Below are 23,215 nucleotides of genomic sequence, written 5' to 3'. Positions count from 1 at the left end.
TTGACCACGACCGCCCCGACCGCGGGATTGGGCCACGTACGCCCGAGGCCGCGGCGGCCGAGCGCGAGCGCAAGCTGCATGAAGCGCCGGTCAGCCGCCTTCGAATCTTTCGTTTTTTGCGCGAGCTGTTCTTCCAGAATGCGGAAGATCATTTGCGTAACAGCGTGATCCGCGCTTCATCCTCGCCGGAGAGTTCGCCGAGCACCGCTTCAAAATCCTTGGCCTCGCGGAAATTGCGGTATACGGACGCAAAGCGCACATAGGCGACGTCGTCGAGCTGGCGCAGATGCTCCATCACGATCTCGCCGATCGCCTCCGAGGAGATTTCCGCCTCGCCGCCGCTCTCTAGCTCGCGCACGATGGCCGAGACCATCTTCTCGACCCGCTCGGAATCCACCGGCCGCTTGCGCAAGGAGATCTGCACCGAGCGCACCAGTTTGTCGCGATCGAACGGAACGCGCCGGCCGTTGCGCTTGATCACGGTCAATTCCCGAAGCTGCACGCGCTCGAAGGTGGTGAAGCGGAAGTTGCAGGCGACACAGACGCGCCTGCGCCGGATCACCGCGGAATCTTCCGTCGGACGGGAGTCTTTCACCTGAGTATCGAGACTGTTGCAGCTTGGGCAACGCATGCGGTTATGACCTACTGATAAATCGGGAAGCGATCGGTGAGCGCCTTCACCCGTTCCTTCATGGCCTGCTCCACCAGCGGCGCGGAGCCGTCCTTCGACTGCGCCACCGCATTCAGCACTTCGGCGATCATGCCGCCGACCTGCTTGAATTCGGCAACGCCGAAGCCACGCGTGGTCGCGGCCGGCGTGCCCAGACGAAGGCCCGAGGTGACGAACGGCTTTTCCGGATCGAAGGGAATGCCGTTCTTGTTGCAGGTGATGGCGGCGCGCACCAGCGCCTTCTCCGAGACGTTGCCCTTCAAGCCCTTCGGGCGAAGGTCGACCAGCATCAAATGATTGTCGGTTCCACCGGACACGATATCGAGGCCTTCGGCGCGCAGCGATTCTGCGAGCGCCTTGGCGTTCTCGACGACATTCTTCGCGTAGATCTTGAAGTCCGGCCGCAGCGCTTCGGCAAAGGCAACCGCCTTGGCCGCGATCACATGCATCAACGGGCCGCCTTGCAAACCCGGGAAGATCGCCGAGTTGAATTTCTTGGCGAGCGCCTCATCGTTGCAAAGGATGAGGCCGCCGCGCGGGCCGCGCAGCGACTTGTGCGTCGTCGTGGTCGTGACATGCGCATGTGGCACCGGCGAAGCATGCACGCCGCCGGCCACAAGACCTGCAAAGTGCGCCATGTCGACCAGAAGATAAGCGCCGATGCTGTCGGCGATCTCGCGAAACCGCTTGAAGTCCCAGGCGCGCGAATAAGCGGAGCCACCGGCGATGATCAGCTTGGGCCGAACCTGCTCGGCTTGTTTCGCGATCGCATCCATGTCGAGCAACTGGTCTTCACGCCGCACCGTGTAATGCACCGCCTTGAACCACTTGCCGGACATGTTGACCGGCGAGCCGTGGGTGAGATGTCCGCCGGCGGAAAGATCGAGGCCCATGAAGGTGTCGCCGGGCTGCAGCAGCGCCAGGAACACCGCCTGGTTCATCTGGCTGCCGGAGTTCGGCTGCACGTTGGCGAAGGCGGCGCCGAACAGTTTTTTCGCGCGCTCGATCGCCAGCGTCTCGGCGACGTCGACCCATTCGCATCCGCCGTAATAGCGCGCGCCCGGATAACCTTCCGCGTATTTGTTGGTCATCACCGAACCCTGAGCTTCCAGCACGGCGCGGCTGACGATGTTTTCCGAGGCGATCAGCTCGATCTCGTGGCGCTGGCGGCCAAGCTCGCCCTGAATCGCCCTGGCGATCTCGGGATCGGCCTCGCCAAGCCCTGCCGTGAAGAAGGATGAGGGCGTGGAAGCCGTCTTGGCGCTGGAAGTCGATGAGTTCATGGGCAAATTCTCCACCGCCGCGAGGGGAAGGACGTCGCGGGCGGTCAACAAATGGCGGTCGAAAGGGTGCCTTAAAGGGTGTCTTGGGGGATACCACATCGCCCCTCGCCGGCCAAGCGCTTGCGGTTGCGGCCTGACAATTATGCCAGATATGGTGGGGATAGGCGGAAGTTCCAGTCGGCCCCCTTAATCCCTCCCGATCCTGACAGCCGACACGGGGAAGCATTCCCGCGGTCGCGAAACCCGAGTCCTGGCCAAGTCCCCCTTTCAGAGGACGCAGGGAATGCCGGGTGCCGATGCACCCCGCAGCTCCGCGTGCAAAGAATGAAAGCACGCAGATAAGTCCACCACAGGTCGCGCCGGTTGGCCCGGCATTCCCTGCGCGATGGTGTTACGGCTTCCTTCGTGCTCTCCCCGGTGATCGGGCTTTCTTGTCACCGCAGGCGTAATGCGGAACATTATCGCCAGATGCCAGCGTCGAGGCATCAGGACCACACGACTTCGCCGTCCGCTTTCATCATCGCTCGTCAGTCGATGTGACAGCGTCCACCGCATCCCGCACCCAACGTTCGTGACGATCGCGAGCGCCCTCTCATGGAGCACGGGACGCGCGGGAAACTGCCCGTGATTTGCCCGACGTCACAAGCGACATGCCTGCGGCAGATTAACGCGACGGGCAAATCAGGTGGACTGAGAGAAAAGCTGTCAAGCCTCTCGTGTCCCGGACGCGTTGCGGCATGCTCTCGGCGATGCGAAGCATCGTCCGGTATGCCGCGACGCAGATCCGGGACCTACACGCCGTCGGTGCCCGCTTGTGGGCCCCCGGATCAGCGGTGCATCGCTAAAGCGCTGCGCTCCGGGGAACGTGCCATTATCAGAGCGGCCGGACGGCTTCAGCCCGCCAGCGCTTGTCACCTGGCGCGTTCAAAGCTGATGATGCTGCGTGTCATGCCCTTGTCCGGCCAGTTCGGCATGATCCGCCACGGCGTTAACACGTCAAGCCGGTCGCCTTCCAGTTTGAAAGACCGCACTTGCTTCGTTCCAACCCACTCAGGATTCCAGGCTACATCGACGTTGGTTGTCCAGGTGTCCTCTTCAGTGGTGTAAGTGCCGGTATAGGCAACCAGCGAGCTGAACAGCTGCGCCCGTTCAGAATCCGATTTCGCGGGCTTGCGCCCCTCACCCGTCAGCAGGAAGAAGACACGTCCTTCCGGCAAAAACGTCACGTAGCCAGCAGGCGTCTCGCCCATGACGGGCAACTTCTCGCCGGTTGCCTGCACTTCCACGACGTATGAACGCAAGCTCCACGTTCCAACAACCCTGCTGTGTTCGGCGCCGAAGCCCGAGCGCGTCAGGATGGCGGCAAGAAAGATAGCCAATACGAGGAAATGACCTGATCTCACGCCGTTCTCCCGGTGACGGTGAACACCGGGATAAACGTCTAACGCGATCGCGCCGGCTTGTGTTGATGTGCCTCAAAGGTGACAGCCGGACGGAGGCCTGTTCCTTGAACTGACTCGCTGGCGGACCGGTCTCGTGAGGGGCCAAGGTTCGAAACTGCAGACCCATTGCTACAAACGGCTCGAATTGACCCTGTCGCGCAATCGACGACAGAAGTCTTCCATCAAATCATGCGTGGCTTGAAAATTTGTGAGCAACCTGTCGGCTCGTATCCGGTCCTCCGTGCCATCGGCAAACGCATCGCGCAGTCGGCTAAGATAACTCAAGCGCTCTCGACTTTGGCTGGCTCTGGCCTGTGCGAATTCCAGGTGCGCGAGCTCACGGCCCAGCTTGTCCTCTTCCGCAACCATCAATTTGGTGACGGTTTTTCGGTTGTGATCGGAAATGTCCTGGCTTGTCAGGATACTCAAGAAGTGGTCGATGTTGGCGTATGGTACAAAGCTGTCCACGACATGTCCTCCCTCTCCTTGGGACCCCCTAGAAGGTAACCTCCAACCGTAGGGCTCGTTATCGCACCGGCGCTTCGAAAGTTGATCGCGATCAATATTGCTGTTCGATGAAGCGAGTAAGGACATTCGGGTGGAGCTCCCGATGACCAGGCTCATGACTGGACCAGCAATTCACGCCGTTAACCCTTGGGTCCCGGACGATCCCGGACCGGGCAAGCGTCATCAATTGCTCAGCGATGCCGAGCGCGCCGAGCTCACGAAGATTGCAACCGTCGTGCGCTTCGAAAAGGGTCAAAGGATCTATGGCGAAGGCGATACGGCGGAGGCCACCTTCAATATCATCGACGGAATAGTCACCGCCTACCGGGGCGCACCGGGCGCAGAGCAGGTCCTCTCGTTCCTTTCTCCCGGCGATCTCTTCGGCCTGTCGGAGGAAGGGCGATACGCGAACGCAACGAGAGCTGCCACGGCGGTGACGGCGTACAAGATGCCGCTGCCTGCGCTGCGGCGTCTCCTGAACAGGAACGCCGACCTCGATGTCGATTTCATCGTCAAGCTCTGCGAGGAACTCCGCGAGGCGCAACGGCATGCCGTGCTGCTTGCCCAAAAGAAGGCAACGACCAGACTCGCGATGTTCCTGGCGCTGCAGGAACATGTGCAAGCCGCAAGCGGCGAGCCCATTTTCGAGATCCATCTTCCAATGGATCGTTCAAGCATCGCCGCCTATCTCGGCCTGACCCCTGCGGCACTTAGCCGGGCGTTTCGAACCCTGTCGGCGGAAAGAATCATTTCCCCGCGAAATCTCCATTACGTGACGGTCATCAATCGGGAAGCTCTCAACGCAATGGCTGACGCGCGCTCTGTTGCGACCTGACGGCGCAGATGATGGCTGTCTTGCTCGCGCGGACCTCGAGCCGTGCCGCCACCCAGCAAGCGTCAGGATCGCGCTCAGCTTAGTAGTCCGGCTCCATAGGCCGATTGCAACCATGCAGGAGCCGCAATAGCAGAATTTGGCGGCCCCGCGTTTGCGAAACTCATCGCCGGGAGGCGGCCTGAATAGCTCGGAGATAGTCGATCACCGCTCCCGCATCGTTTTGGCTGAAATGGAATGTCGGCATATCCGGGTGAATGCTGCTCAGCCCATTCTGTAACCGTTGGCTGAATTCTTCGTCATAAAGCTTGTTCTCGCCAAGATTTCGGAACGGTGGCGCGTAGGGGTGCGGACTTTTGCCGGACGTGCCAACGGCGTGGCAGCGGCCGCAGAACTCTTTCAGCAAAGCCTGCGCCCGCAGCTGTTCCTTGTCCAGCGCGTGAGCCAGCCCGATACCTGACACGGAAATTGCAAGAGCCAGAACGATTCTTCTCATGCCCGCTCCACATCCGCCACAAGATATACAGGCTGGATCGCTAACCTTCGCAATGGCGAAAGTACGGCGCAAATTCCGCCGGGATCAACCTACCGACAGCGTGGAGTGCACCTTTCGGAGAGATTTGTTGATGATTGCTTTTCGATCGTCGTCCGTAATGCCGTGAATGGCATCGTCTATCTTGACGCCGCGCCGCTGCATTTCGCGGTCTCGCTGATACGCTCTTTGAGTTTCTTCGTTTCGCCGCGCGTTGGAATCATTGTCGGCCATACAGGCCCTCCCCTTCCCATCTCGTCACCCCTTGCCCGCGCGCAAAATAACTTGTCAGCGTCCGCAGGCAAGCAACCCTTGTTGTTAAGCTTGATGCGGACAATTGAGCGGGAAACTGCGAGGCTTCGCTCGAACAGACGTGACGACTACACCGTGACGCTCACCACGTGTATCGCACCACGCCCTTGCCGGCGTAGCTTGAAGTCACATTCGAGAACTCGCCTTCGAACGTCGCGGCCGCCGACCAGCCGCTCTTCCATTTCATTTCAACCGATGCGGTGGTGAGCGCGGAATCCGCCGCCTGCGCCGCGCCGTTCACGACGAAGGATGCGCCGGGCAGCGCCTGGAAGGTTGCGGATACCGAACGATTGGGATCGTAATCGTGCGCCCAGGCCAGGCGGGTGCGGAACGTCAGAATGCCTTCGTTCACAAGCCAGGACTTGTCGGTACGAATGCCAAGCTCGCTGCGCACATCGGTGATGTCGCGCGCGCCGTACGCCTGCGCGAAAGTGTTGCTGCCCGATATCGCCTGCTCGGCATAGGCCGGTAGATCAAAGGTCACGAACTGCGCGGCAGCGTACGGCGTGATGCCGATGCCGAACATCGCCGGCGCAACATAGCGATAGCCGCCTTCGAGGCGTCCCGACCACGCATTGGCATTGAACTCGGCACGGAGCTGATCGACGCCCGCCACAGTCACCATGCGGCTGGTCGTTATGTCCTGCCAGCCATAAGCGAGCGCCGCGGAGACATAGGCCGGGCCCTGATTGTGGCGCACATAGGCGCCGGCCTGGAAGAGATCGGATCTTCCAGTGCCGCCGTTCGCAACCGAGAAGTTGGTGCCGCCGCCGGCCAGCGCAAAACCTGCAATCGTGTTGGGCGAGATCAGATAATCGGCGCCGACCGCGGTGCCGGCGATGTTGCTCGTGGTGTTGTTCGTTCCGGCCGCCGCGTTACCATCGGTTGATTGCGAACCGCCAAAGCCTGCCGCCCACACGCTCCAGCGCTGTTCGAAAGCGCCCTGCACCGGCGGCGCCTTGGTGAACATCGCAAAGGCATCGGTCTTCTTGCCGGTGGCCGCATAGCCCAGTGCTTCGTCGGCGTAGCCCGACGACAAGGGCGAACCGCCAAAGCCGCCTCCCCGATTCATGAAGGGATCGGTCAAGAGCCCCATGAACATGCCCATCGCATCAAACGTCGTCTGTTGCGATCCGGTCGCGGTCTCGCCGGAAATTTGCGTTAACGCGTTCGAGAGTTGCGCGCCCGACAGATTGAACAGGTTCAGAAAGCCCGGTGGCAAAGAGCCGCCGCTGTTGAAGACATTGTTGATGATGGTTGCGGCATTCTGCTGGTTGCCGGTAGAGCCACCAATGCCGCCGCCCAGATTTGCCGTCAATGAGAGGAAAACGTCGGTATTGGTATAGCTCAAGCTTTCCGCAAACCCCGGTGTCAGGCTCTGCACGCCGCTGAATGTCGTGCCGCCGAGGAAACCCAGGGTCGAATGCAGGATGTCGTATGTCTTCATGCCCTGGGCGCCGGGGCCGACGGCGACCTGCACTGTCCCTCCAAGCTGCGTAGCTACCGAGACCGTGGTCTGGCTAGCGCTGGCGCCCACATGCACCAGATAAAATGCGTTCGACTGAAAACTAAGATCGCCGACAATTGCCAGCGTGCCGGTCGGGTTCGCCGCATTGCCGGGCGCCAGCGTGCCGCCAGTGCTGATTCCGGCCCCGGAGCCGAACGTGCCGGTGCCTGACAGCATGGCGCCGGGGCCCGCCAACGCCGTACTTGCGATCGAACCATCCACCTCCAGCGCGCCGCCGAGCACCAAGGTTGGTCCCGTATAGGTGTTGTTGCCCGTGAGCGTGAGCGTCCCGGTGCCAACCTTGATGATCGGGACGTTACCAATGGCAGGGGTGCCTGTGATCACGCCGGAGAAGGTGGTCGAGAGGTTGTTGCTGCCAATGGTGACCTGGTTGTTTCCGAGATTAACGATGCCTCCGCCCTCGATCGAGCCGGCGCTGACATTGCCGTCGCCAAGCGGTCCGTGGGTTCCGGAGAAATCGAACGTGCCACCCGCCGCATTGTTGATGAGGCGCGCATTGCCGCCCGTGCTGGTGTCCAGGAATTGGGTGACGCCGGTGCTGCTATTGGTGATCGTCGCGTTACCCGCGGTGGCGGAGTTGTTGAAGCTCAGATTGCTGGTGTTGGTGATGGTGGCGTTGCCGGCGGTGCTCGTCTGGAAGAAGCCGAGCACGCTGTTGTTGGTGATGTTGGCGCTGCCGGCCGTGCTTGTGGTGAAGAACGACGTATTGTGATTGTTGGTGAGCGTCGAACTTCCGGCGCTGGTGCCGTCAAAAAATTGCAGGAAGTCGTTGTTGACGATCGTGGAGCCGCCGGCGGTCGCGGTATTATGAAAGGCCAGCGTATTGTTGTTGTTGATCGTGGCGTTGCCCGCCGTGCTCGCGTTGTTGAAAATGACCTCGAAGGCGTTGGTGATGACGGCGCTGCCGGCAGTGCTGGTATTGGCGAAGGAGGTGGTGGCGCCGTTGTTATTGATGATGGTGGCGTTGCCGGCGGTCGTACCGGCGAAGAAGTTGAGCAGGCCGCCGCTGTTGTTCGTAATCGTGGCGTTGCCAGCTGTGCTGGTGTCGACGCCGGCATTTTGGCCGAACTGGGTGACGCCGTTGTTGTTGTTTGTAATCCTGGCGGTGCCGGCCGTGCTGCTGTTGAGGAACAGGGTCAAGGCGTTGTCGTTGTTCGTGATGGCGGCGCTACCTGCGCTGCTGCCGCCGTTGAACTGCACGATGCCGGTGACATTATTGGTGATGCTGACGCTGCCGCCGTTGACGACAATTCCGGCGCCGTTGAAATTCAGGCTTCCGCTGGCGGCACCGACGAAAAAGGTGTAGTTCGACGCCGCCGACGTCAGGGTAAATCCGCCAACGCTAGTCAATGCGGAAGAAAAACTGATGTTGGTGCCGGCGGAGGCGCCAAACGTCGCTGTGCCGGTCGTGGTTGTGCTTCCCGGCGACGTGGTTGGAGTCCAGTTCGCATTGGCGTTAAAGTCGAGATTGCCGTCGCCGGCGTTGATGACAGTCGGTGCGGCAAGCCAGGTCGCACTCTGCGCGTTGACTGGCGATATCCACGACAAAGGCCCGACCAAGCCCGCGGCGATTACCGCCGCCAGCCGCCATCGGCCACATCCTGCCTGACGCCTTGTTTGCCCCGCCATCCGCCGCAACGCCCCACTTCGAGATCGCTGCGAAAGACAACCCTTCCCGGATCGCTCACGCCTGTCCAGATTCCCGAAGCCCATGCCCAGGATAGCGCCAACGCGCCATACGATCAGCCCCGACGTTAGCTGCGGGCTTTGAAAAAATCCCGACTGTTGCGCTTTGGCCGCTCAACGGAACCTTATGACCGCCAATATGACGGCGTCAGGGATTCCGGCTGCGCCCGACGACGCACCCCTCGTGCCCCGGACGCGGCGCGGCATGACATGACGCGCCGCAGATCCGGGACCCACATTCCGTCGCTATTCGATCATGGACGCCCGGATCAGCAGCGCACCGCTCACGCGGCTCGCGCAGCATCCGGGGAACGCGATCCTACTTCTTCACCAGCGGGCACTCGCTTGCCGAGAGCGGTTTTGCGGCGTCTTCCGGGGAGATCGTCGCCACCAGCTTGTAATAGTCCCACGGATATTTCGATTCTTCCGGCTTCTTCACCTCGAACAGATAGGCCGGGATGACGCGGCGTCCGTCGGCGCGCAACGGGCCCTTGCCGAACAAGGGATCGTCGGTCGGAATCTCCTTCATCTTGGCGACGACCTTGGCGCCGTCATGGGGATTGCCGCCCATCGCCTCCAGCGTCTTCAGGTAATGCAGCACGACGGCATAGTTGCCGGCCTGCGTCATCGACGGCATGGCGTGATTAGAGACCTTTTCCTGAAAGCGCTTCGAAAACGCGCGCGTCTGGTCGTTGAGATCCCAGTAGAAGGACTCGGTGAAGGTCAGGCCTTGCGCCGTCTTGAGTCCAAGCGCGTGCACATCGTTGATGAAGAGAAGCAGCGCCGCAAGCTTCTGGCCGCCGGCCACGATACCGAATTCAGCAGCTTGCTTGATCGCGTTGGTGGTGTCGCCGCCCGCATTGGCGAGGCCAATGACCTTGGCCTTGGACGACTGCGCCTGGAGCAGGAATGACGAAAAATCAGAGGTGTTGAGCGGATGCTTGACGCCGCCCAAGACCTTGCCGCCGTTGGCTGAGACGACCGCGCTGGTGTCGCGTTCCAGCGCCGCGCCGAAGGCGTAGTCGGCGGTCAGGAAGAACCAGGTGTCGCCGCCCGCCTTTGTCAGCGCCTTGCCGGTGCCGTTGGCGAGCATGTAGGTGTCATAGCTGTAGGAAATCGTGTTGGCATTGCAGGCCTTGCCGGTGAGGTCGGCGGTGGCCGCGCCGTTGTTGAGCAGGATCGCGTTCTTTTCCTTCACGATGTTGCTGACGGCCAGCGCCACACCGGAATTCGGCGTATCGGCGATGGCGTCCACCTTCTCGGTATCGATCCATTGCCGCGCGATGTTGACGCCGACGTCCGGCTTGTTCTGGTGGTCGCCGCTGATCACGTCGATCTTCCAGCCCTTGGCAAGAAGGCCGGAATCCTCGACTGCCATCTTGACTGCTACCACGGCATTGGGGCCGCCGATATCGGCGTAAAGGCTGTTCATGTCGTTGAGCACGCCGATCTTGACGACCTTGTCGTCGGCGAGCGCCGACGTGGCAAGGCCAAGCCCAAAAGCAGCAACGGTAACCAGCGCGGCCGAGCGCCGCGCAAATATCGCAGTCATGCAAACCCCTCCCATGATGGTGCCGGGACTGCCCTCTTGAACGGAGCTTTTGCCCGAAGCCGTGATCGGCAAACCATCTCACCTTGGTTGGTTGCTTTCGGCAAGGTGTGTTTGAGAGGTTTGGGATTGTTTTAAGGCTTGCCGGGTCCTCGTGTGCCGGACGCGTTGCGGCGTGGAAGCCGCTTCGCAGAGCCTGGACCCACACCTTCATTTGGAAAGAAACATGGACCCCGGATCAGCAGCGCACCGCTATCGCGCCGCGCCGCATCCGGGGAACGCAAGCGGCGGGCCGGCCACTAACTCACGCCGTCGCGGTTGTAGATGTCGTCGCGGAATTGCACGACGCCGTCCGGCGTCGCCCACGCCGTCACATAGACCCAGTACAGCGGCACCGGCTTTGCGACCTTAGCGTCCTTGCGCTCGCCGGACTTGATCACCGCGTCGATCTCCGCTTTCGACCAGCCGGGCGTTTCATCGAGAATCCAATACACGAGTTCGCGCACGTTCTGCACGCGCATGCAGCCCGACGAAGCAAAGCGGAAATCCTCGCCGAACAGGTTCTTCGACGGTGTGTCGTGCATGTAGACGCCGTCGGGGCTGGGGAAATTGATCTTCATCGATCCCAGCGAATTGAAGTCACCGACGTCCTGCTTGAACTTGTAATTGACCGCCTCGGTCGAATACCAGTCGATCTGCGAGGGTGGCAACTCGTTGTTCTTGCCGTCGTAGATGCGGATATGATTCCTGGTGAGATAATCCGGCTCGGCCTGCATCTTCGGGATCAGGTCCTTGCGGACAATCGAGACCGGCACCGTCCAGAACGGATTGAAGTTGATCTGGGTGATCTTGCTGCGCACGTCCGGCGACGGCCGGTCCGGCTTACCCGCAACCGCCGTGTGACGCGTCACTGCAACGCCGTTCTCGATCGCCTCGATTTGGGCTGCCGGAATATTGGCGACCACGATGCGATTGCCGAGATTGCCGGTAAGCGCCTTCAGGCGAACGGCGTTGGTGCGCAGCTGCGCGAGCCGCTGATCCGCGGGAACGTTCAACGCGTGCAGCGTCGGCTCATGCACGACGCCGTCCGGATGCAGCCCGTGACGCACCTGAAAGCGGCGCACCGCCGCATCGACATAGGAATCGAAGACCTGGGGATCACCGGAGTTAAGCTCGAGATCGCCGACGACCGACAGCCGCTGCCGCAAGGCCGGCACTGCCGCCCCCTTGGCGCCGACGTGCAAGCCGGTGGCTGATGTGGGCACGTTGGGCCAGCCGCCCTTGGCGACGATGGCCTCGTACTGCGCGATCGAGGTCTGTGTGGTTTCCGCGGTCGAGGGCGACAGCGTCGGCAATGATTTCTTCGGCAGGCGGACGTTGCGCGAGGCATTGTCGAAGCCGCTGCCGATGTCGTTGCCCTGATTTTGGCGCATCAGCTCGTCGAGCATCTGGTCGGAGGTCTGCCCCTCGGCCGCGAAAGCCGGCGCGGCGCAGGTCATGGCAGCAAAGCCGGCGGCGGTGCTAAGGAAAGATCGGCGGGTGGGCGCGCTCATGGGGCGGTGGTCGGGTTGATCGGGGACCGGCCTATCCGGTTCTAACCAAACAGCATTTCATAGCAGAGCCTTTTCATAGCAGAGCCTTGCCGCCCGGATAAGGCCACAAATCCGTCTTTCGCAAACACGTGAAACTTGTTCATCCGCCGGTCGAACTGACCGCGGGTCCCTCTCTCCCCTCATCCTGAGAGTCTGACTCAAAATGAACTCAGCATTTTAGGGGCATGGCAAGGCGTCGGGTCAAGAGCCTGAGATGGGCGACAAGAAGCCAAGCGGCCTCGGTGGCGGCGGAGCCTTCGAAGTCTCGGGCCAGACGACGGCATCGTCCAAACCAGGCAAAGGTGCGTTCGACGACCCAGCGTCGAGGCAGAAGCTGGAAGCCTTTGACCCCAGTCGGGCGCTGAACGATCTCGATGGTCCACGGCCCGCGATGGGAGAGCGCGTTGATGAGCTGTTTTCCGCGATAAACGCGGTCTGCGAAGATATGTCGAAGCTTGGGAAAGCGATCGCGCACCCCCTCCAGCAAAGGGACCGCACCATGGACGTCCTGGACGTTGGCGGGATGGACGTGGACGGCAAGCAAGAGACCATCAGTATCGGTGACGATGTGCCGCTTGCGTCCGTGAACCCGTTTGCCGGGATCGAAACCGCGCGGGCCGCCGGCTTGTGTCGTCGAAGCACTTTGGCTGTCGATGACGGCCGCCGTTGGTGTCGGCTTGCGACCGAGTTTTCGCCGGGCCTGCCGGACCAGAGCCCTGACGATCCGCTGCCATCGGCCAGTGTCGCGCCAAGCGTAAAAATATCCTTGGACCGTCGAATATGGTGGGAACTCGCTTGGCAATGCCCGCCACTGGCAGCCGGTGGACAGAATGTAGAAGATCGCCTGAACGATCTCCCGCAAATCAACCTGCCGTGGTCGCCCGAGCCGCCGTCGTCCCGGCATCTTCCGGGAAATCAGCGCCCACTCCGCATTTGTCAGATCGCTTGCGTAACGCAGTCCACTACGCTGATACTGCCTACGAGTGATTTTGGTCCACGGCATCGTGTCCTCCCTCGAATCTTCGCAAATCCGAAGGAATCACAGTCGACCAAAATCACTCACTGCTTTTTCGGTCAGGCTCTGAGGAGCCGCGCAAGCGGCGTCTCGAAGGATGAGGCCTCATGGTTCGAGACGCGCGAGGGCGCTCCTCACCATGAGGGCTGGCTGTGGGAGCTTGGGTCGCAGACCTAACCCGCAGGGCCGCCGCAGTTCGTAATGTCGTTGGCGAGGCTCCAGCTTTCCTTGGTCCGCAGGTTGGTCGTCTTGTAGATGCGGCCGCGAAGGTCGCCGGGACATTCCTTCGGCACTTCGACGAGGCACATGTTGACCTTGTCGAAGACCTGGGAATGAACGATCGAGTTCTCGCGGCGCAGCGACACCTGAACGCCGGAATTGGAGAAGCGGACGATCGTGCCGGGATCCTGTCCCTTCTTCGGGCGCGGGGCGATGTCCTCGCCGTAACGGTCGGTGATCGAGGTGATTGTTGTCTCGAAACATTCGCCGACCTTGCGCGGCAGCTTCGAAATGCGCTCGGTGTTGGGCAGAAAGCCGTCGTCTTCCTCCACATCGGGCGCCGGCGTCCACTTGTCGGGCGGGGCCGTGCCGGGGTTCAGTCGCTCGGTCGGCGCCGCCGCGTTTTTTTCGGCATAGGAAGCAAGAAAGCTCGGCTGCGAACAGCCAGCCACGGCGAAGACGGATAGCAGGCAGAGCAGACGAAAGTGATTCATCGTTCTTGGATTCAGCATTTACTTCGCAAAACGGTAGGCGCCGCCCTTCTCGACCGAGCGTTGAAAGGCCGGCCGCGCATGCATCCGCGACAGCCACGCGCTCAGATTCTGAAACGGCCCGAGCCGTTCGAACACGCCGGCCATCTCGCCGACGAAACTCATCTGGATGTCGGCGCCGGTCAATGATTGGCCTACGAAGAACGCCCTGCCCTGCAACGCGCCGTCGACATAGCCGAGATGATTGGCGATCTCGCTATCGATGCGCGGATGCAGCGGACTGCCCGCTTCCTTCAGGCGCGACACATAGAGATTGAGCATCAAGGGCAGCATCGCGGAGCCTTCGGCATAATGCAGCCATTCATTATAGGCCTCGTATTCGGCCGTCCCGGCTTTCGGCATCATCCGGCCGTTTCCGTAGGTGCGGATGAGATAATCGACGATAGCGCCGGATTCGGCGATTTTGAGATCGCCGTCGGTGATGACGGGCGACTTGCCGAGCGGGTGAACGGCCGCCAGCTCCGGCGGCGCCAGCCGCGTCTTGGCGTCGCGCCGGTAAAACTTCATCTCATAGGGCGCGCCAAGCTCCTCCAGCAGCCACAAAATCCGCTGCGAACGGGAGTCGTTGAGATGATGAAGGGTGAGCATCGCCTTTTTGCCTCTGGAAGCTCCGGCTGGAAAGCCTTACGGCTCGCTTTACCAGAGGTTTCGGCAAAAAGCAGGCGGCTTTGGGCGACAAATCGGGCTGCAATTACGCCCAAATTGCCGCGCAAAGACTCATTTGATCGACGAACTAGCCGCTCGGGCTCACTTGACGTTACAGCCCGGTATAGCCGGCCTTGACCGGATCGCTCGAACCGTCGAGCTCGCGCAGATAAGTCAGGCCGCACACGGTCAGCCGGTGCGGGTCCGTTTCGCCCGCCTCGAACAGCGTCGTGACGTATGCGGTGACCTTCGCCCGTGCCTCGGCGCTCGCAGCCGCCGAACGATTGAGCAAGAGATCATACGTCATCATGATGCGGTCGATGGCGGCTTCCATGGCTTCCTCGCGGCTAGTGGTGAAATCTGGATGGGGGATGGATCAGTCAGACGCTCATCGGTCCGGCGCTTTCCAGCGCCTCGAATTTGGCGATCGCCTTGTTGGCAAGCCTGATCCTGTTGAACTCGCCGCGCTCGAACAACTGCACGATGATGGCAAGCAGTTGTTCGTTGGTGGCAAAGCTGTCGGTGATCGTGCCGGTCCGATGCAGATAGTCGGCGGCGATCGCGTAGGCGTCGCTGACAACCCCGACATTCATGACCCGTAATCCGCGCTCGACGAGCATTTTCCGTCTCCGACACGGAGCGATAAGCCCGGCAAGGCGCTAAAGTTCCAATTGTGACCGCGGCGCCAAAGGGCGTCAAAAAAGGCGAAGGCAATTCAAGCTGTTACAGATACGACAAAACGCACCGCTTCGGAAAAATCCGAACCGGTGCGTCGATGGGGAAGTGTCGTGGAGTTACAGCCTGCCGGTCTTTTAAGCAGCCGGCTTGGCCGAAGCAGAGATCACAGCCGATAGAGGATCTGGTCGGTCCAGAACCGCTCGAGGCGATGCAACGACTTGTTCAGCGTCGCAAACTCCTCGTTCGAGATGCCGCCGACCTGCTCAACCGTCTTGACGTGCTTCTGGTAGAGCGCATCGACGATCTTGCGGATCTCCTGGCCCTGAGAGGTCAGGCGAATGCGAACCGAACGGCGATCAACGCGCGAACGCTGATGATCGAGGAAGCCGAGCTCGACCAGCTTCTTCAGGTTGTAGGAGACGTTGGAGCCGAGATAGTAGCCGCGGGTGCGCAGCTCGCCGGCGGTCAATTCCTTGTCGCCGATGTTATAGAGCAGAAGCGCCTGCACCGAATTGATATCGGCGCGGCCCCTGCGATCGAATTCATCCTTGATGACATCGAGCAGGCGGCGATGCAGCCGCTCCACCAGAGTCAAAGCTTCGAGATAGAGCGGCTGAACCTGGGTCTGCTGCCCCGGCGCGCGCTCAACGGTTTCCACCGCGGTTGCTGCGGCTTTCATCATGACACTTCCCCTGTTGTCGCGTTTTGCGACTTATTCGACGAAACTTTTGTCCCGCCTGATGATCGCAAACGTAAGGGACGCGTTTGAAGATCAGCTTAAATAAGAGAATAAAGAGATCATGAATTTACTACAGTGAATCGCGGATTAAGCCTGCAATACAAGGGCTTTTTGCAACCTTTCATTGACGCTTACCTCACCCTGTTCACGCTTCGTCTGCCCTGCTGTCACATATGGAAACAGCGCCCGGCAAAGCCGAAACGCTTGCGTAACAGTTGAGGCAATGAGGGCGAAGATGACCGAAGGGTTACCGGGATTTTTTGAACTACGGCGGTCGCTCCCGCGAGGCCATCCATGCCAGCACGAGATAGGCCGTCAGCATCAAGCCTTCCGCGACGACGATCGCGATGCTGCCGCCGTAAATGGCCGGGAACATCAGTTCGATCACCGTCATCGACACGACCGTGATCAGCCACACCACCGCGCCCCATGGGGTCGCGAGCCAGAGTCCGACCGCAGCAACGAGTTCAATCACGGCGAAATAAACCGTCGAAGCCTGCCAGGCGAGCGTCTGGTTCTCGAAGGCCTCCTCCTCGCCGCCGACAAAGCCCGTGACCTGCGCCCAGTGATAAAGGCCCTTCATCACGGAGACGACGGCCATGATGCGCAGGAACAGGACCAGCCGTCCCGTCCAGACATTGTCGCCTGACTCGCTGCGTTCCGAGGATATCGCATCGACCGAGATCGCGTGGTCTCGGGAGGAATCGCGCGTGGAGGTGTCCGACATCTTTTGGGGTGCGTTTGGGGAGTGCTGCGTCAAATCAGGCTGGTTTGAACTAAGTCATGGCTGTTCGCACCGATAAAATCAATCGGGCTAGTGTGGCGACTCTGACGTTCCTTTCAGTGCCGCCGCGAGTTCTTCGAAGGAACGTCAGAGTCAAAGCCACACTAGAATCATATAGTTGCTAATGTCCCTTTGGTTCTGACATTCGTAACGGCGCCCGCTGCGACATGATACGAATGTCAGAACCGGGACATTAGGTACGGCCAACAGGTGGCGAGGCGGACATAGAATGCTATATTTGCTCCAATTCATCCCCAAAGCCGTCCAATAGAAAGAACAGCAAATGGCGATCAAATTCGGGCGTCCGATCGAAATGCGCGACACGCCGCGCCGTGACGCTACCTTCGCCGCCCCGCCGCTTGATCTGACGATCCGGCCGCGCCGCAACCGCAAGGCGGAATGGGCGCGCCGCATGGTGCGCGAAAATGTGCTGACCACCGACGATCTGATCTGGCCGCTGTTCGTCTCGGACGGCCAAAACAAGCGCACCCCCGTCGCCTCGATGCCCGGCGTCGACCGGCTTTCCGTCGATCAGGCGGTGCGCGAAGCCGAACGCGCGATGAAACTCGACATTCCCTGCATCGCGCTCTTTCCCTATACCGATCCTTCCCTGCGCGACGAGCACGGCTCGGAAGCTCTCAACGCCGACAACCTCGTCTGCCAGTCGGTGCTCGCGATCAAGAAGGAGTTTCCCGACATCGGCGTGCTCTGCGACGCGGCGCTCGATCCCTTCACCAGCCACGGCCATGACGGGCTGATCGAGGACGGCAAAATCCTCAACGATGAAACGGTTGCGATCCTGGTGAAGCAGTCGGTGATCCAGGCCGAAGCCGGATGCGACATCATCGCCCCCTCGGACATGATGGACGGCCGCGTCGGCGCCATCCGCGAGGGATTGGACGCGGCCGGATTCCAGGACGTGCAGATCATGTCCTATGCTGCGAAATACGCCTCCGGCTTTTACGCCCCGTTCCGCGATGCGGTGGGCTCGGCGAAGACGCTGACGGGGGACAAGCGCACCTATCAGATGGACAGCGCCAACTCCGACGAGGCTTTGCGCGAGGTCGAACTCGACATCGCCGAGGGCGCGGACATGGTGATGGTCAAGCCCGGCATGCCCTATCTCGACATTGTGCGGCGGGTCAAAGACACCTTCGGCATGCCGACCTTCGTCTACCAGGTGTCCGGCGAGTATTCGATGATCATGGCGGCCGCGCAAAACGGCTGGATCGACGGCGAACGGGCCATCATGGAAAGCCTGATCGGCTTCAAGCGCGCCGGCGCCGACGGCATTCTGACTTATTTTGCGGTGCAGGTGGCGGAGAAGCTGAAAAAGGGTGGTTAGAGCGCGCGCTCTTTGGCCGGCAGCCGCGGCGCCCAGTGGTCCGATTCTAACATTCGCACCCCTTCTCAGCGGGCATTCTTGCGAATGTTAGAATCAAAGGACCACTGGCAAACATCGGCTTCTAGTGAAGCTTAGGATTTGACATTCGCTTTCCAAGCGCGCGGCCAAGTGTGTAGCGAATGTCAAATCCGCTTCACTAGTGCAATCGCGAGCGGCAGGATCACGGCTGCAGTGACGGCGGTTGCCAGCAGCGCACCATGCGCTCCGATCTGATCGCCGAGAATTCCGAACAGGATTGGCGCCGTCGCGCCTGCGCCGATCGTGCCGGTATAGAAGATCGCGAATGCTTGCTCGGTACGGCCGGCGGATGCCAGTTCCGGCACGGTGCCGTAGAGCACTGAAGACGTGCCGTTGAGCATCACGCCGAGAATGGGCAACAGCACCAGCGTCGGCGCGAGCGGCAGCACCAGCACGGCTGATATGGCGGCCGCCGTACCGGCCTCGGTCAAAAGCACCGTTGCCAGCACGCCAAAGCGGGCACCGAGCCAGCCACAGGCAAACTTGCCGGCCGCGCCACCGATAAACACCAGCGCCAACGCCTGGCCGATCGTCGACAGCGAGGCGCCCTGCTCCTTCAAGAGGAACGGCAGGAAGGTCAGAAATCCCATGCGCACGCTGGAATCGAGAATGCCGATGGCAAGCAGCAAGGCAAATCCGCCCCCCGCGCTGGAAGCGTGCTGTTCGGGTTTGGCGCTCCTATGGACCGGCCGCAGGTTTGCGGGCAGAAAAATTGCCACGCCAACTGCAACGATCAAGCCGAGCGCGGCGAGCGCCCACAGCATGTGGTGCCAGGTCATCAATGCCAGCAGCAGCGAAGCACCGCTCGGGATGGCGGCCTTGCCGATGTCACCGGCGAAATTATAGGTGCCGAGCGGCCCGCGCGCATCGCCTTGATAGGCGCGCGACACCGCCGCCGATGCGATCGGGTGCTGTGTGCTGAGGCCGCATCCGACCACGACCAGCGCGACGCAGAGCCCGATCAACTCGGTCGAAGTGCCCGCAATCACGTAACCGATGGCAGCGAGCGCCGTGCCGAGCGCCAGCGTGGTGCGCCCGCCGATCAGTTCCGCAACGCGGCCCGTCGGCACTTGCAGCCCAGCCATCGACGCCGCGGCGAGTGCGCGCAAAAAAGCCAGTGCGCCATAGCCGATCGCGAACTCGGCCTGCCAGATCGGCAGCAGCAGATAGATCAGATCGGTGTAGCCGTCGTGCAGCGCGTGCGCCGTGCAGGCCGTCCACAATGTCCGCGCGCGCGATACACGCGGCGCATTCACGGCTTCGTTGTTTGTCGAGAGCGTCGTCATCAGCAATCCGTGGCCATCCCGACCGATCGATATCGACGATTTGGGAGAATTCCTCCCAGTATCCGATCGAGATAGCGATTCTCGCGAGCGCCGACGGCTGGCGTAGCCCGATGGCGCCAGAGCTTCAACTGAGCTATTTTCCCACTAGAGGGGAGAAAAAGTCACCTATGGCCGCTGACCCGGAATTGCCGCCCCTGAACGCGATCCGCGCTTTCGAGGCCGCCGCGCGCCGCGGCAGCTTTGTCGAGGCCGCAAAGGATCTCAACGTCACCCATTGGGCGGTCGGCAAGCAGATCAGGCTTCTGGAAGACTGGCTCGGCGTTCCCCTGTTCGAACGGCGCACCCGTGGCGTCGCGTTGACCGATCAGGGAGCGGACTTGCTGACCGACGTCAGTTCGGCGCTCTCACGCCTGACATCGGCGACAAGCAGGCTTCGCGGACCAGCGTCCGCCCGCCGCGTGTCCGGCGTGGTCCGCGTCAACGTTCTGCCCAGCGTCGCGCTGCGCTGGCTGTTGCCGCGGCTTGCGAAATTCCAGGATGAATATTCCAGCGTCGAGGTCAAGGTGACGACGACATCACGCAAGCTTCGCTATGTCGGCACCGCCTTCGACATCGGCATCCGCACCGGCGCAGAACGTGGATCGGGCATTCAGTGCGAGACATTGATGGCGGACCGTCGCCTTCCGGTTTGCGCCCCGCGGATTTTGCGCGATCGCCCCGTTGAAACGGCCCTCGACCTGCGGCGCCATGTTCTGTTGCATTCCACCACCACGCGCCCGGCCTGGCCGCAATGGTGCGCAGCCGCGGGCGTGCCGAACTTGACGCCGGCCCGCGACCTCGAGTTCGATCACGTCTACCTCCAGCTTCAGGCCGCCGTCGACGGTCTCGGCGTCGCACTGGGCTCGCTGCCGCTGATCGAAAGTGATATCGCGGCCGGCCGGCTCATCTGCCCGCTTCCCGCGCCGGAATGGCGAGCCGACGATTACCAACTCCTCATCCCTGAGGATCGCCTCCGCGATCCCGCGATCAAGGCATTCCGAACCTGGATTCTCGCCGAAGCGGCCAAGCCATTGGCCGCTGTCGAAAGAACCTCGCGCGAAAATCGTACAACGCGGGGAAGGTCAAAGACGGGAAGCTAGGCCCGCGCGGTCGGATGAGGGCCACAATAGGCACGCAGCGCCTCGCGCTCGTCGCGTGAGAGCACGCTGACCGGATAAACCGGTGTGTCGTTGCCGCGCGTAAAGAACGGATGCGGCCATACTTTGCCGAGCAGACGCCAGCCCAACACCTTGCTGATCACCCAAGCAGCAGCGACGGCCTGATCTTCGTCGTGCCCGGCGGTGCTTCGCCGATGGCGTGTTTGCCCTGGATGGCGCCGGTCGGCGGGCCGAACACGGTGTCCGCGCGCGGCGCGTCTTGATCAAATGCCGAGGCGTGGATGCCGACGAAAGGAATGGACGGCGAGAGCGTGTTGCCGACCGGCGTGTTGCAGCAGCTCGCATACCATCGATAAAGGCCTTTCGGCGACAGCCGCACGCCCTTGACGCGATCCTGTCCTTGCACGAACGTAAACGTTGCCGGCGCAACCTGGACGATATCGGAGCGGCCTTGCGGGTCGAGCAGATCGGCGCGGCCGAGCCAGTGTGCAAAGGCCTGGCAATCGTCGCAATAGCAGCCGACGCGGTTGACTGTCCGCGGCGAAGCATTCGTGACGGTGCCGCGGACTTCGCCGCAACGACAACGAAATTCCGCAGTTGTGCTCATCAATCGTCCCCGTCACGGCAGGATCGCCGGCCGCTAGTAGCGTGGAACTACGAAGCAGGCTTTGCCAAGGCTTTTTTGATCAACGGAGAAAGGGAATATTTCCGCCCGTTCATGGGGCGCCGGCCTTGCAACCACCCTGCCCCTTCCCATGTCGTAGCCAAGTGCGGGAGGACGATCATGTCGTACACTGGCTCTGGAAATACCGGCGGCGCTTTCAATGACAGCGGCGCTCCGCCGCATGCCTTCGATCCGGAGCTCGAGCCGGAACTGTTTCGCGGCGTTGCCACACGGCGGATATTCGCGTTCCTGATCGACCTCGTCGTGCTGTCGGTGCCCGTGATCCTCGGCTACATCTTTATCGCCGTGTTCGGCCTGTTGACGCTCGGGCTCGGCTGGGTGCTGTTCTGGCTGGCGTGGCCCGCCTCGGTCGTCTGGGCCATCGTCTATTACGGCGCCTCCCTTGGCGGCCCGCATTCGGCGACGGTCGGCATGCGGGTGATGGATCTGGAGCTCCGCACCTGGTACGGCGCGCCCGGCTATTTCGTGCTGGGTGCCATGCACGCGGTATTGTTCTGGGTTTCGGTGTCGTTTCTGTCGCCGCTGGTGGTTTTGGTCGGACTTTTCAACGGCCGCCGCCGCCTGTTGCACGATTTCGTGCTCGGAACCGTGATCATCAACAACGCCGTTCGTAGTCCAGTGGGCCAGCCAGCGCGGACTTTCTGATAGTTAGGGTAGAAACCGCCGGAAAAGGTCCAGGCGACAAACGGTTTGCAAACCAATTGACCGTTAGGCTTGGCGGCGCGATGCTGCGTTGACCTCCCGTACGCCTCGCTTTCCGGAGACTGACGACATCCCGTGACCCAGCATTCGCGTGATACCCCCCAATTCTACCTGACGGCGCCCTCGCCCTGCCCGTATCTGGCGGGCCGGCACGAGCGCAAGGTGTTCACGCATCTGGTGGGCGACAAGGCCGGCGACCTCAACGACCTCCTGACCCATGGCGGCTTCCGCCGCAGCCAGTCGATTGCCTATCGGCCGGCCTGCGACCAGTGCCGGGCCTGCGTTTCGGTTCGCGTGATCGCCAACGAATTCCGGCCCTCGCGCAGTTTCCGCAAGATCATGGCCCGCAATGCCGACATTGTCGGCGAGCAGCGCAGCGCGGTGCCGACGTCAGAGCAATATTCGATCTTCCGCGCCTATCTCGACCAGCGGCATCGCCATGGCGGGATGGCCGACATGACGGTGCTGGATTACGCCATGATGGTGGAAGACAGCCACGTCGAAACCCGTATCATCGAATACCGCCGCCGCGATGGCGACGCCGTCGCCGCCAATGGTCGCGGTAATGATCTCGTCGCCGTGGCGCTGACCGACGTGCTCTCGGACGGGCTGTCGATGGTCTATTCCTTCTTCGAACCGTCGGAAGAAAACCGTTCGCTCGGCACCTACATGATCCTCGACCACATCAACCGCGCGCGGCGTCAGGGCCTGCCTTACGTCTATCTCGGCTACTGGATCGAGGGCTCGAAGAAGATGGACTACAAGGGCCGCTTCCTGCCGCAGCAGCGGCTCGCGCCCTCGGGGTGGATGCGGGTCGACGCCTCAGGCGAGACCCTGACCGAGCCGCAGGATTAAGATCGGCCCCTCGCCCTCACTTCTTCACCGGCGCGTAGAAGGTGCCTTCGACTTCGCAGATGTCGTCGCCGTTCAGCCGATGTACTTCGATGATGGTGCGCGGCGGATAAGGCCCCTTGCCCCAAAACTCTTCCTGGATCTTGTTCACGATCGGACGGAAGCGATACATGTCCGTGACATAGACGACGATGCGCGCGGCATCGCGCAGCGTTGCACCCTCGGACTCCGCGATCAGCTTCATGTTGGCAAAAGCCTGACGAATCCGCGGTTCGTCGCCCGCGACTTGCAGATTGGTTTTGGGGTCGATGCCGCGCATGCCGGCAATGAAGACGAAATCGCCCGCGCGCGTGCCGAGATTCCAGGTGCCGGTCGGCTTGATCGCTCCTTCGGGCGCCAGCGTCTTCACCCCGGACGGCGACAACGGAAACGTCTCTGCGGCGGCGGAATGAACCCACAGCATTGCTGCGATCAGGAACACGATCTTCTTCAAGGCAGACCTCCGGGTTTGACCAGCCAGCGCAGCATAGAGTTCTGCGAAGGTGC

General features: G+C 61.5%; 25 protein-coding genes and 1 pseudogene. 5 read left to right on the top strand and 21 right to left on the bottom strand.

Annotated features, from left to right (window positions below; all coding sequences use genetic code 11):
• The 5 genes and pseudogenes from VFB05_RS10730 to VFB05_RS10710 form a co-directional block, all read right to left on the bottom strand.
• Positions 1-152: pseudogene (locus tag VFB05_RS10730) on the bottom strand (riboflavin biosynthesis protein RibD); the annotation flags it as partial.
• The gene (gene nrdR / locus VFB05_RS10725; RefSeq protein ID WP_298252230.1) at positions 149-631 is read right to left on the bottom strand and encodes a transcriptional regulator NrdR; all 483 of its coding nucleotides are present in this window, start codon (positions 629-631) and stop codon (positions 149-151) included. The gene nrdR and the pseudogene VFB05_RS10730, both read right to left, overlap by 4 nt.
• An 11-nt stretch (positions 632-642) precedes the next feature.
• Positions 643-1,953, bottom strand: coding sequence for a serine hydroxymethyltransferase (gene glyA / locus VFB05_RS10720; protein ID WP_325011983.1), 1,311 nt, complete (start codon positions 1,951-1,953; stop codon positions 643-645).
• A 911-nt stretch (positions 1,954-2,864) separates the two neighbouring features.
• Positions 2,865-3,356, bottom strand: coding sequence for a lipocalin-like domain-containing protein (locus VFB05_RS10715; protein WP_325011981.1), 492 nt, complete (start codon positions 3,354-3,356; stop codon positions 2,865-2,867).
• Between the two features lie 168 nt (positions 3,357-3,524).
• Positions 3,525-3,863 carry a hypothetical protein gene (locus VFB05_RS10710; RefSeq protein WP_325011979.1) on the bottom strand — a complete coding sequence of 113 codons (339 nt, stop codon included), beginning with the start codon at positions 3,861-3,863 and terminating at the stop codon, positions 3,525-3,527.
• 142 nt (positions 3,864-4,005) lie between these two features.
• On the opposite strand from VFB05_RS10710, the gene VFB05_RS10705 reads away from it, so the two are divergent.
• Entirely contained in the window at positions 4,006-4,737 is a 732-nt protein-coding gene (locus VFB05_RS10705; RefSeq protein WP_325011977.1) for a Crp/Fnr family transcriptional regulator, read from the top strand.
• 160 nt (positions 4,738-4,897) lie between these two features.
• Here VFB05_RS10705 and VFB05_RS10700 read toward each other — a convergent pair whose 3' ends face one another.
• The 12 genes from VFB05_RS10700 to VFB05_RS10645 form a co-directional block, all read right to left on the bottom strand.
• Positions 4,898-5,230 carry a c-type cytochrome gene (locus tag VFB05_RS10700; RefSeq protein ID WP_325011975.1) on the bottom strand — a complete coding sequence of 111 codons (333 nt, stop codon included), beginning with the start codon at positions 5,228-5,230 and terminating at the stop codon, positions 4,898-4,900.
• 84 nt (positions 5,231-5,314) lie between these two features.
• Positions 5,315-5,500 carry a hypothetical protein gene (locus VFB05_RS10695; protein ID WP_325011973.1) on the bottom strand — a complete coding sequence of 62 codons (186 nt, stop codon included), beginning with the start codon at positions 5,498-5,500 and terminating at the stop codon, positions 5,315-5,317.
• A 160-nt stretch (positions 5,501-5,660) separates the two neighbouring features.
• Complete coding sequence (locus VFB05_RS10690) at positions 5,661-8,654, bottom strand: autotransporter outer membrane beta-barrel domain-containing protein (RefSeq protein WP_325011971.1); 2,994 nt, start codon at positions 8,652-8,654, stop codon at positions 5,661-5,663.
• Between the two features lie 457 nt (positions 8,655-9,111).
• Positions 9,112-10,344: an ABC transporter substrate-binding protein gene (locus tag VFB05_RS10685; RefSeq protein ID WP_325011969.1), complete on the bottom strand. Its 1,233-nt coding sequence runs from the start codon at positions 10,342-10,344 to the stop codon at positions 9,112-9,114.
• A gap of 296 nt (positions 10,345-10,640) precedes the next feature.
• Positions 10,641-11,894 (bottom strand): L,D-transpeptidase family protein, encoded by a 1,254-nt coding sequence (locus tag VFB05_RS10680; RefSeq protein WP_325011967.1) that lies wholly within the window; start codon positions 11,892-11,894, stop codon positions 10,641-10,643.
• A 208-nt stretch (positions 11,895-12,102) separates the two neighbouring features.
• Positions 12,103-12,936 (bottom strand): IS5 family transposase, encoded by an 834-nt coding sequence (locus VFB05_RS10675; RefSeq protein ID WP_325011965.1) that lies wholly within the window; start codon positions 12,934-12,936, stop codon positions 12,103-12,105.
• 185 nt (positions 12,937-13,121) lie between these two features.
• Positions 13,122-13,661 (bottom strand): hypothetical protein, encoded by a 540-nt coding sequence (locus VFB05_RS10670; protein WP_325011963.1) that lies wholly within the window; start codon positions 13,659-13,661, stop codon positions 13,122-13,124.
• An 18-nt stretch (positions 13,662-13,679) separates the two neighbouring features.
• Complete coding sequence (locus tag VFB05_RS10665; protein WP_325011961.1) at positions 13,680-14,306, bottom strand: glutathione S-transferase; 627 nt, start codon at positions 14,304-14,306, stop codon at positions 13,680-13,682.
• A 169-nt stretch (positions 14,307-14,475) separates the two neighbouring features.
• A complete protein-coding gene (locus VFB05_RS10660; RefSeq protein ID WP_325011959.1) occupies positions 14,476-14,697 on the bottom strand; it encodes a hypothetical protein in 222 nt (73 codons plus the stop codon).
• Between the two features lie 46 nt (positions 14,698-14,743).
• Positions 14,744-14,983: a hypothetical protein gene (locus VFB05_RS10655; RefSeq protein ID WP_325011957.1), complete on the bottom strand. Its 240-nt coding sequence runs from the start codon at positions 14,981-14,983 to the stop codon at positions 14,744-14,746.
• Between the two features lie 221 nt (positions 14,984-15,204).
• Positions 15,205-15,723 (bottom strand): transcriptional regulator LdtR, encoded by a 519-nt coding sequence (gene ldtR / locus VFB05_RS10650; RefSeq protein WP_325011955.1) that lies wholly within the window; start codon positions 15,721-15,723, stop codon positions 15,205-15,207.
• Positions 15,724-16,045: 322 nt separating this feature from the next.
• Complete coding sequence (locus VFB05_RS10645; protein ID WP_325011953.1) at positions 16,046-16,507, bottom strand: DUF6163 family protein; 462 nt, start codon at positions 16,505-16,507, stop codon at positions 16,046-16,048.
• A 340-nt stretch (positions 16,508-16,847) separates the two neighbouring features.
• Between VFB05_RS10645 and hemB the strand changes: the two genes are divergently transcribed.
• Entirely contained in the window at positions 16,848-17,909 is a 1,062-nt protein-coding gene (gene hemB, locus VFB05_RS10640) for a porphobilinogen synthase (RefSeq protein WP_325011951.1), read from the top strand.
• Between the two features lie 182 nt (positions 17,910-18,091).
• Here the strand turns inward: hemB and VFB05_RS10635 are convergent, their stop codons facing one another.
• On the bottom strand, positions 18,092-19,273 hold the full coding sequence (locus VFB05_RS10635) for an MFS transporter (RefSeq protein WP_325011948.1): 1,182 nt from the start codon (positions 19,271-19,273) through the stop codon (positions 18,092-18,094).
• Between the two features lie 167 nt (positions 19,274-19,440).
• Between VFB05_RS10635 and gcvA the strand changes: the two genes are divergently transcribed.
• Positions 19,441-20,412 carry a transcriptional regulator GcvA gene (gene gcvA / locus VFB05_RS10630; RefSeq protein WP_325011946.1) on the top strand — a complete coding sequence of 324 codons (972 nt, stop codon included), beginning with the start codon at positions 19,441-19,443 and terminating at the stop codon, positions 20,410-20,412.
• Here the strand turns inward: gcvA and VFB05_RS10625 are convergent.
• A complete protein-coding gene (locus VFB05_RS10625; protein WP_325011944.1) occupies positions 20,409-20,561 on the bottom strand; it encodes a hypothetical protein in 153 nt (50 codons plus the stop codon). The genes gcvA and VFB05_RS10625 overlap by 4 nt on opposite strands.
• Positions 20,562-20,569: 8 nt before the next feature.
• Positions 20,570-21,037: a DUF6151 family protein gene (locus tag VFB05_RS10620; protein WP_325011942.1), complete on the bottom strand. Its 468-nt coding sequence runs from the start codon at positions 21,035-21,037 to the stop codon at positions 20,570-20,572.
• 177 nt (positions 21,038-21,214) lie between these two features.
• Here VFB05_RS10620 and VFB05_RS10615 point away from each other — a divergent pair, with 177 nt between their 5' ends.
• Both VFB05_RS10615 and VFB05_RS10610 read left to right on the top strand, forming a co-directional pair.
• Entirely contained in the window at positions 21,215-21,760 is a 546-nt protein-coding gene (locus VFB05_RS10615; protein ID WP_325011940.1) for an RDD family protein, read from the top strand.
• Between the two features lie 132 nt (positions 21,761-21,892).
• A complete protein-coding gene (locus VFB05_RS10610; RefSeq protein ID WP_325011937.1) occupies positions 21,893-22,672 on the top strand; it encodes an arginyltransferase in 780 nt (259 codons plus the stop codon).
• 16 nt (positions 22,673-22,688) lie between these two features.
• Here the strand turns inward: VFB05_RS10610 and VFB05_RS10605 are convergent, their stop codons facing one another.
• Entirely contained in the window at positions 22,689-23,162 is a 474-nt protein-coding gene (locus VFB05_RS10605) for a RidA family protein (protein ID WP_325011935.1), read from the bottom strand.
• Positions 23,163-23,215: the final 53 nt, after the last annotated feature.

Source organism: Bradyrhizobium sp. (genome assembly GCF_035652035.1).
In the GTDB taxonomy this organism is placed as follows: domain Bacteria; phylum Pseudomonadota; class Alphaproteobacteria; order Rhizobiales; family Xanthobacteraceae; genus Bradyrhizobium.
This window is presented reverse-complemented; position numbering and strand designations above follow the sequence as displayed.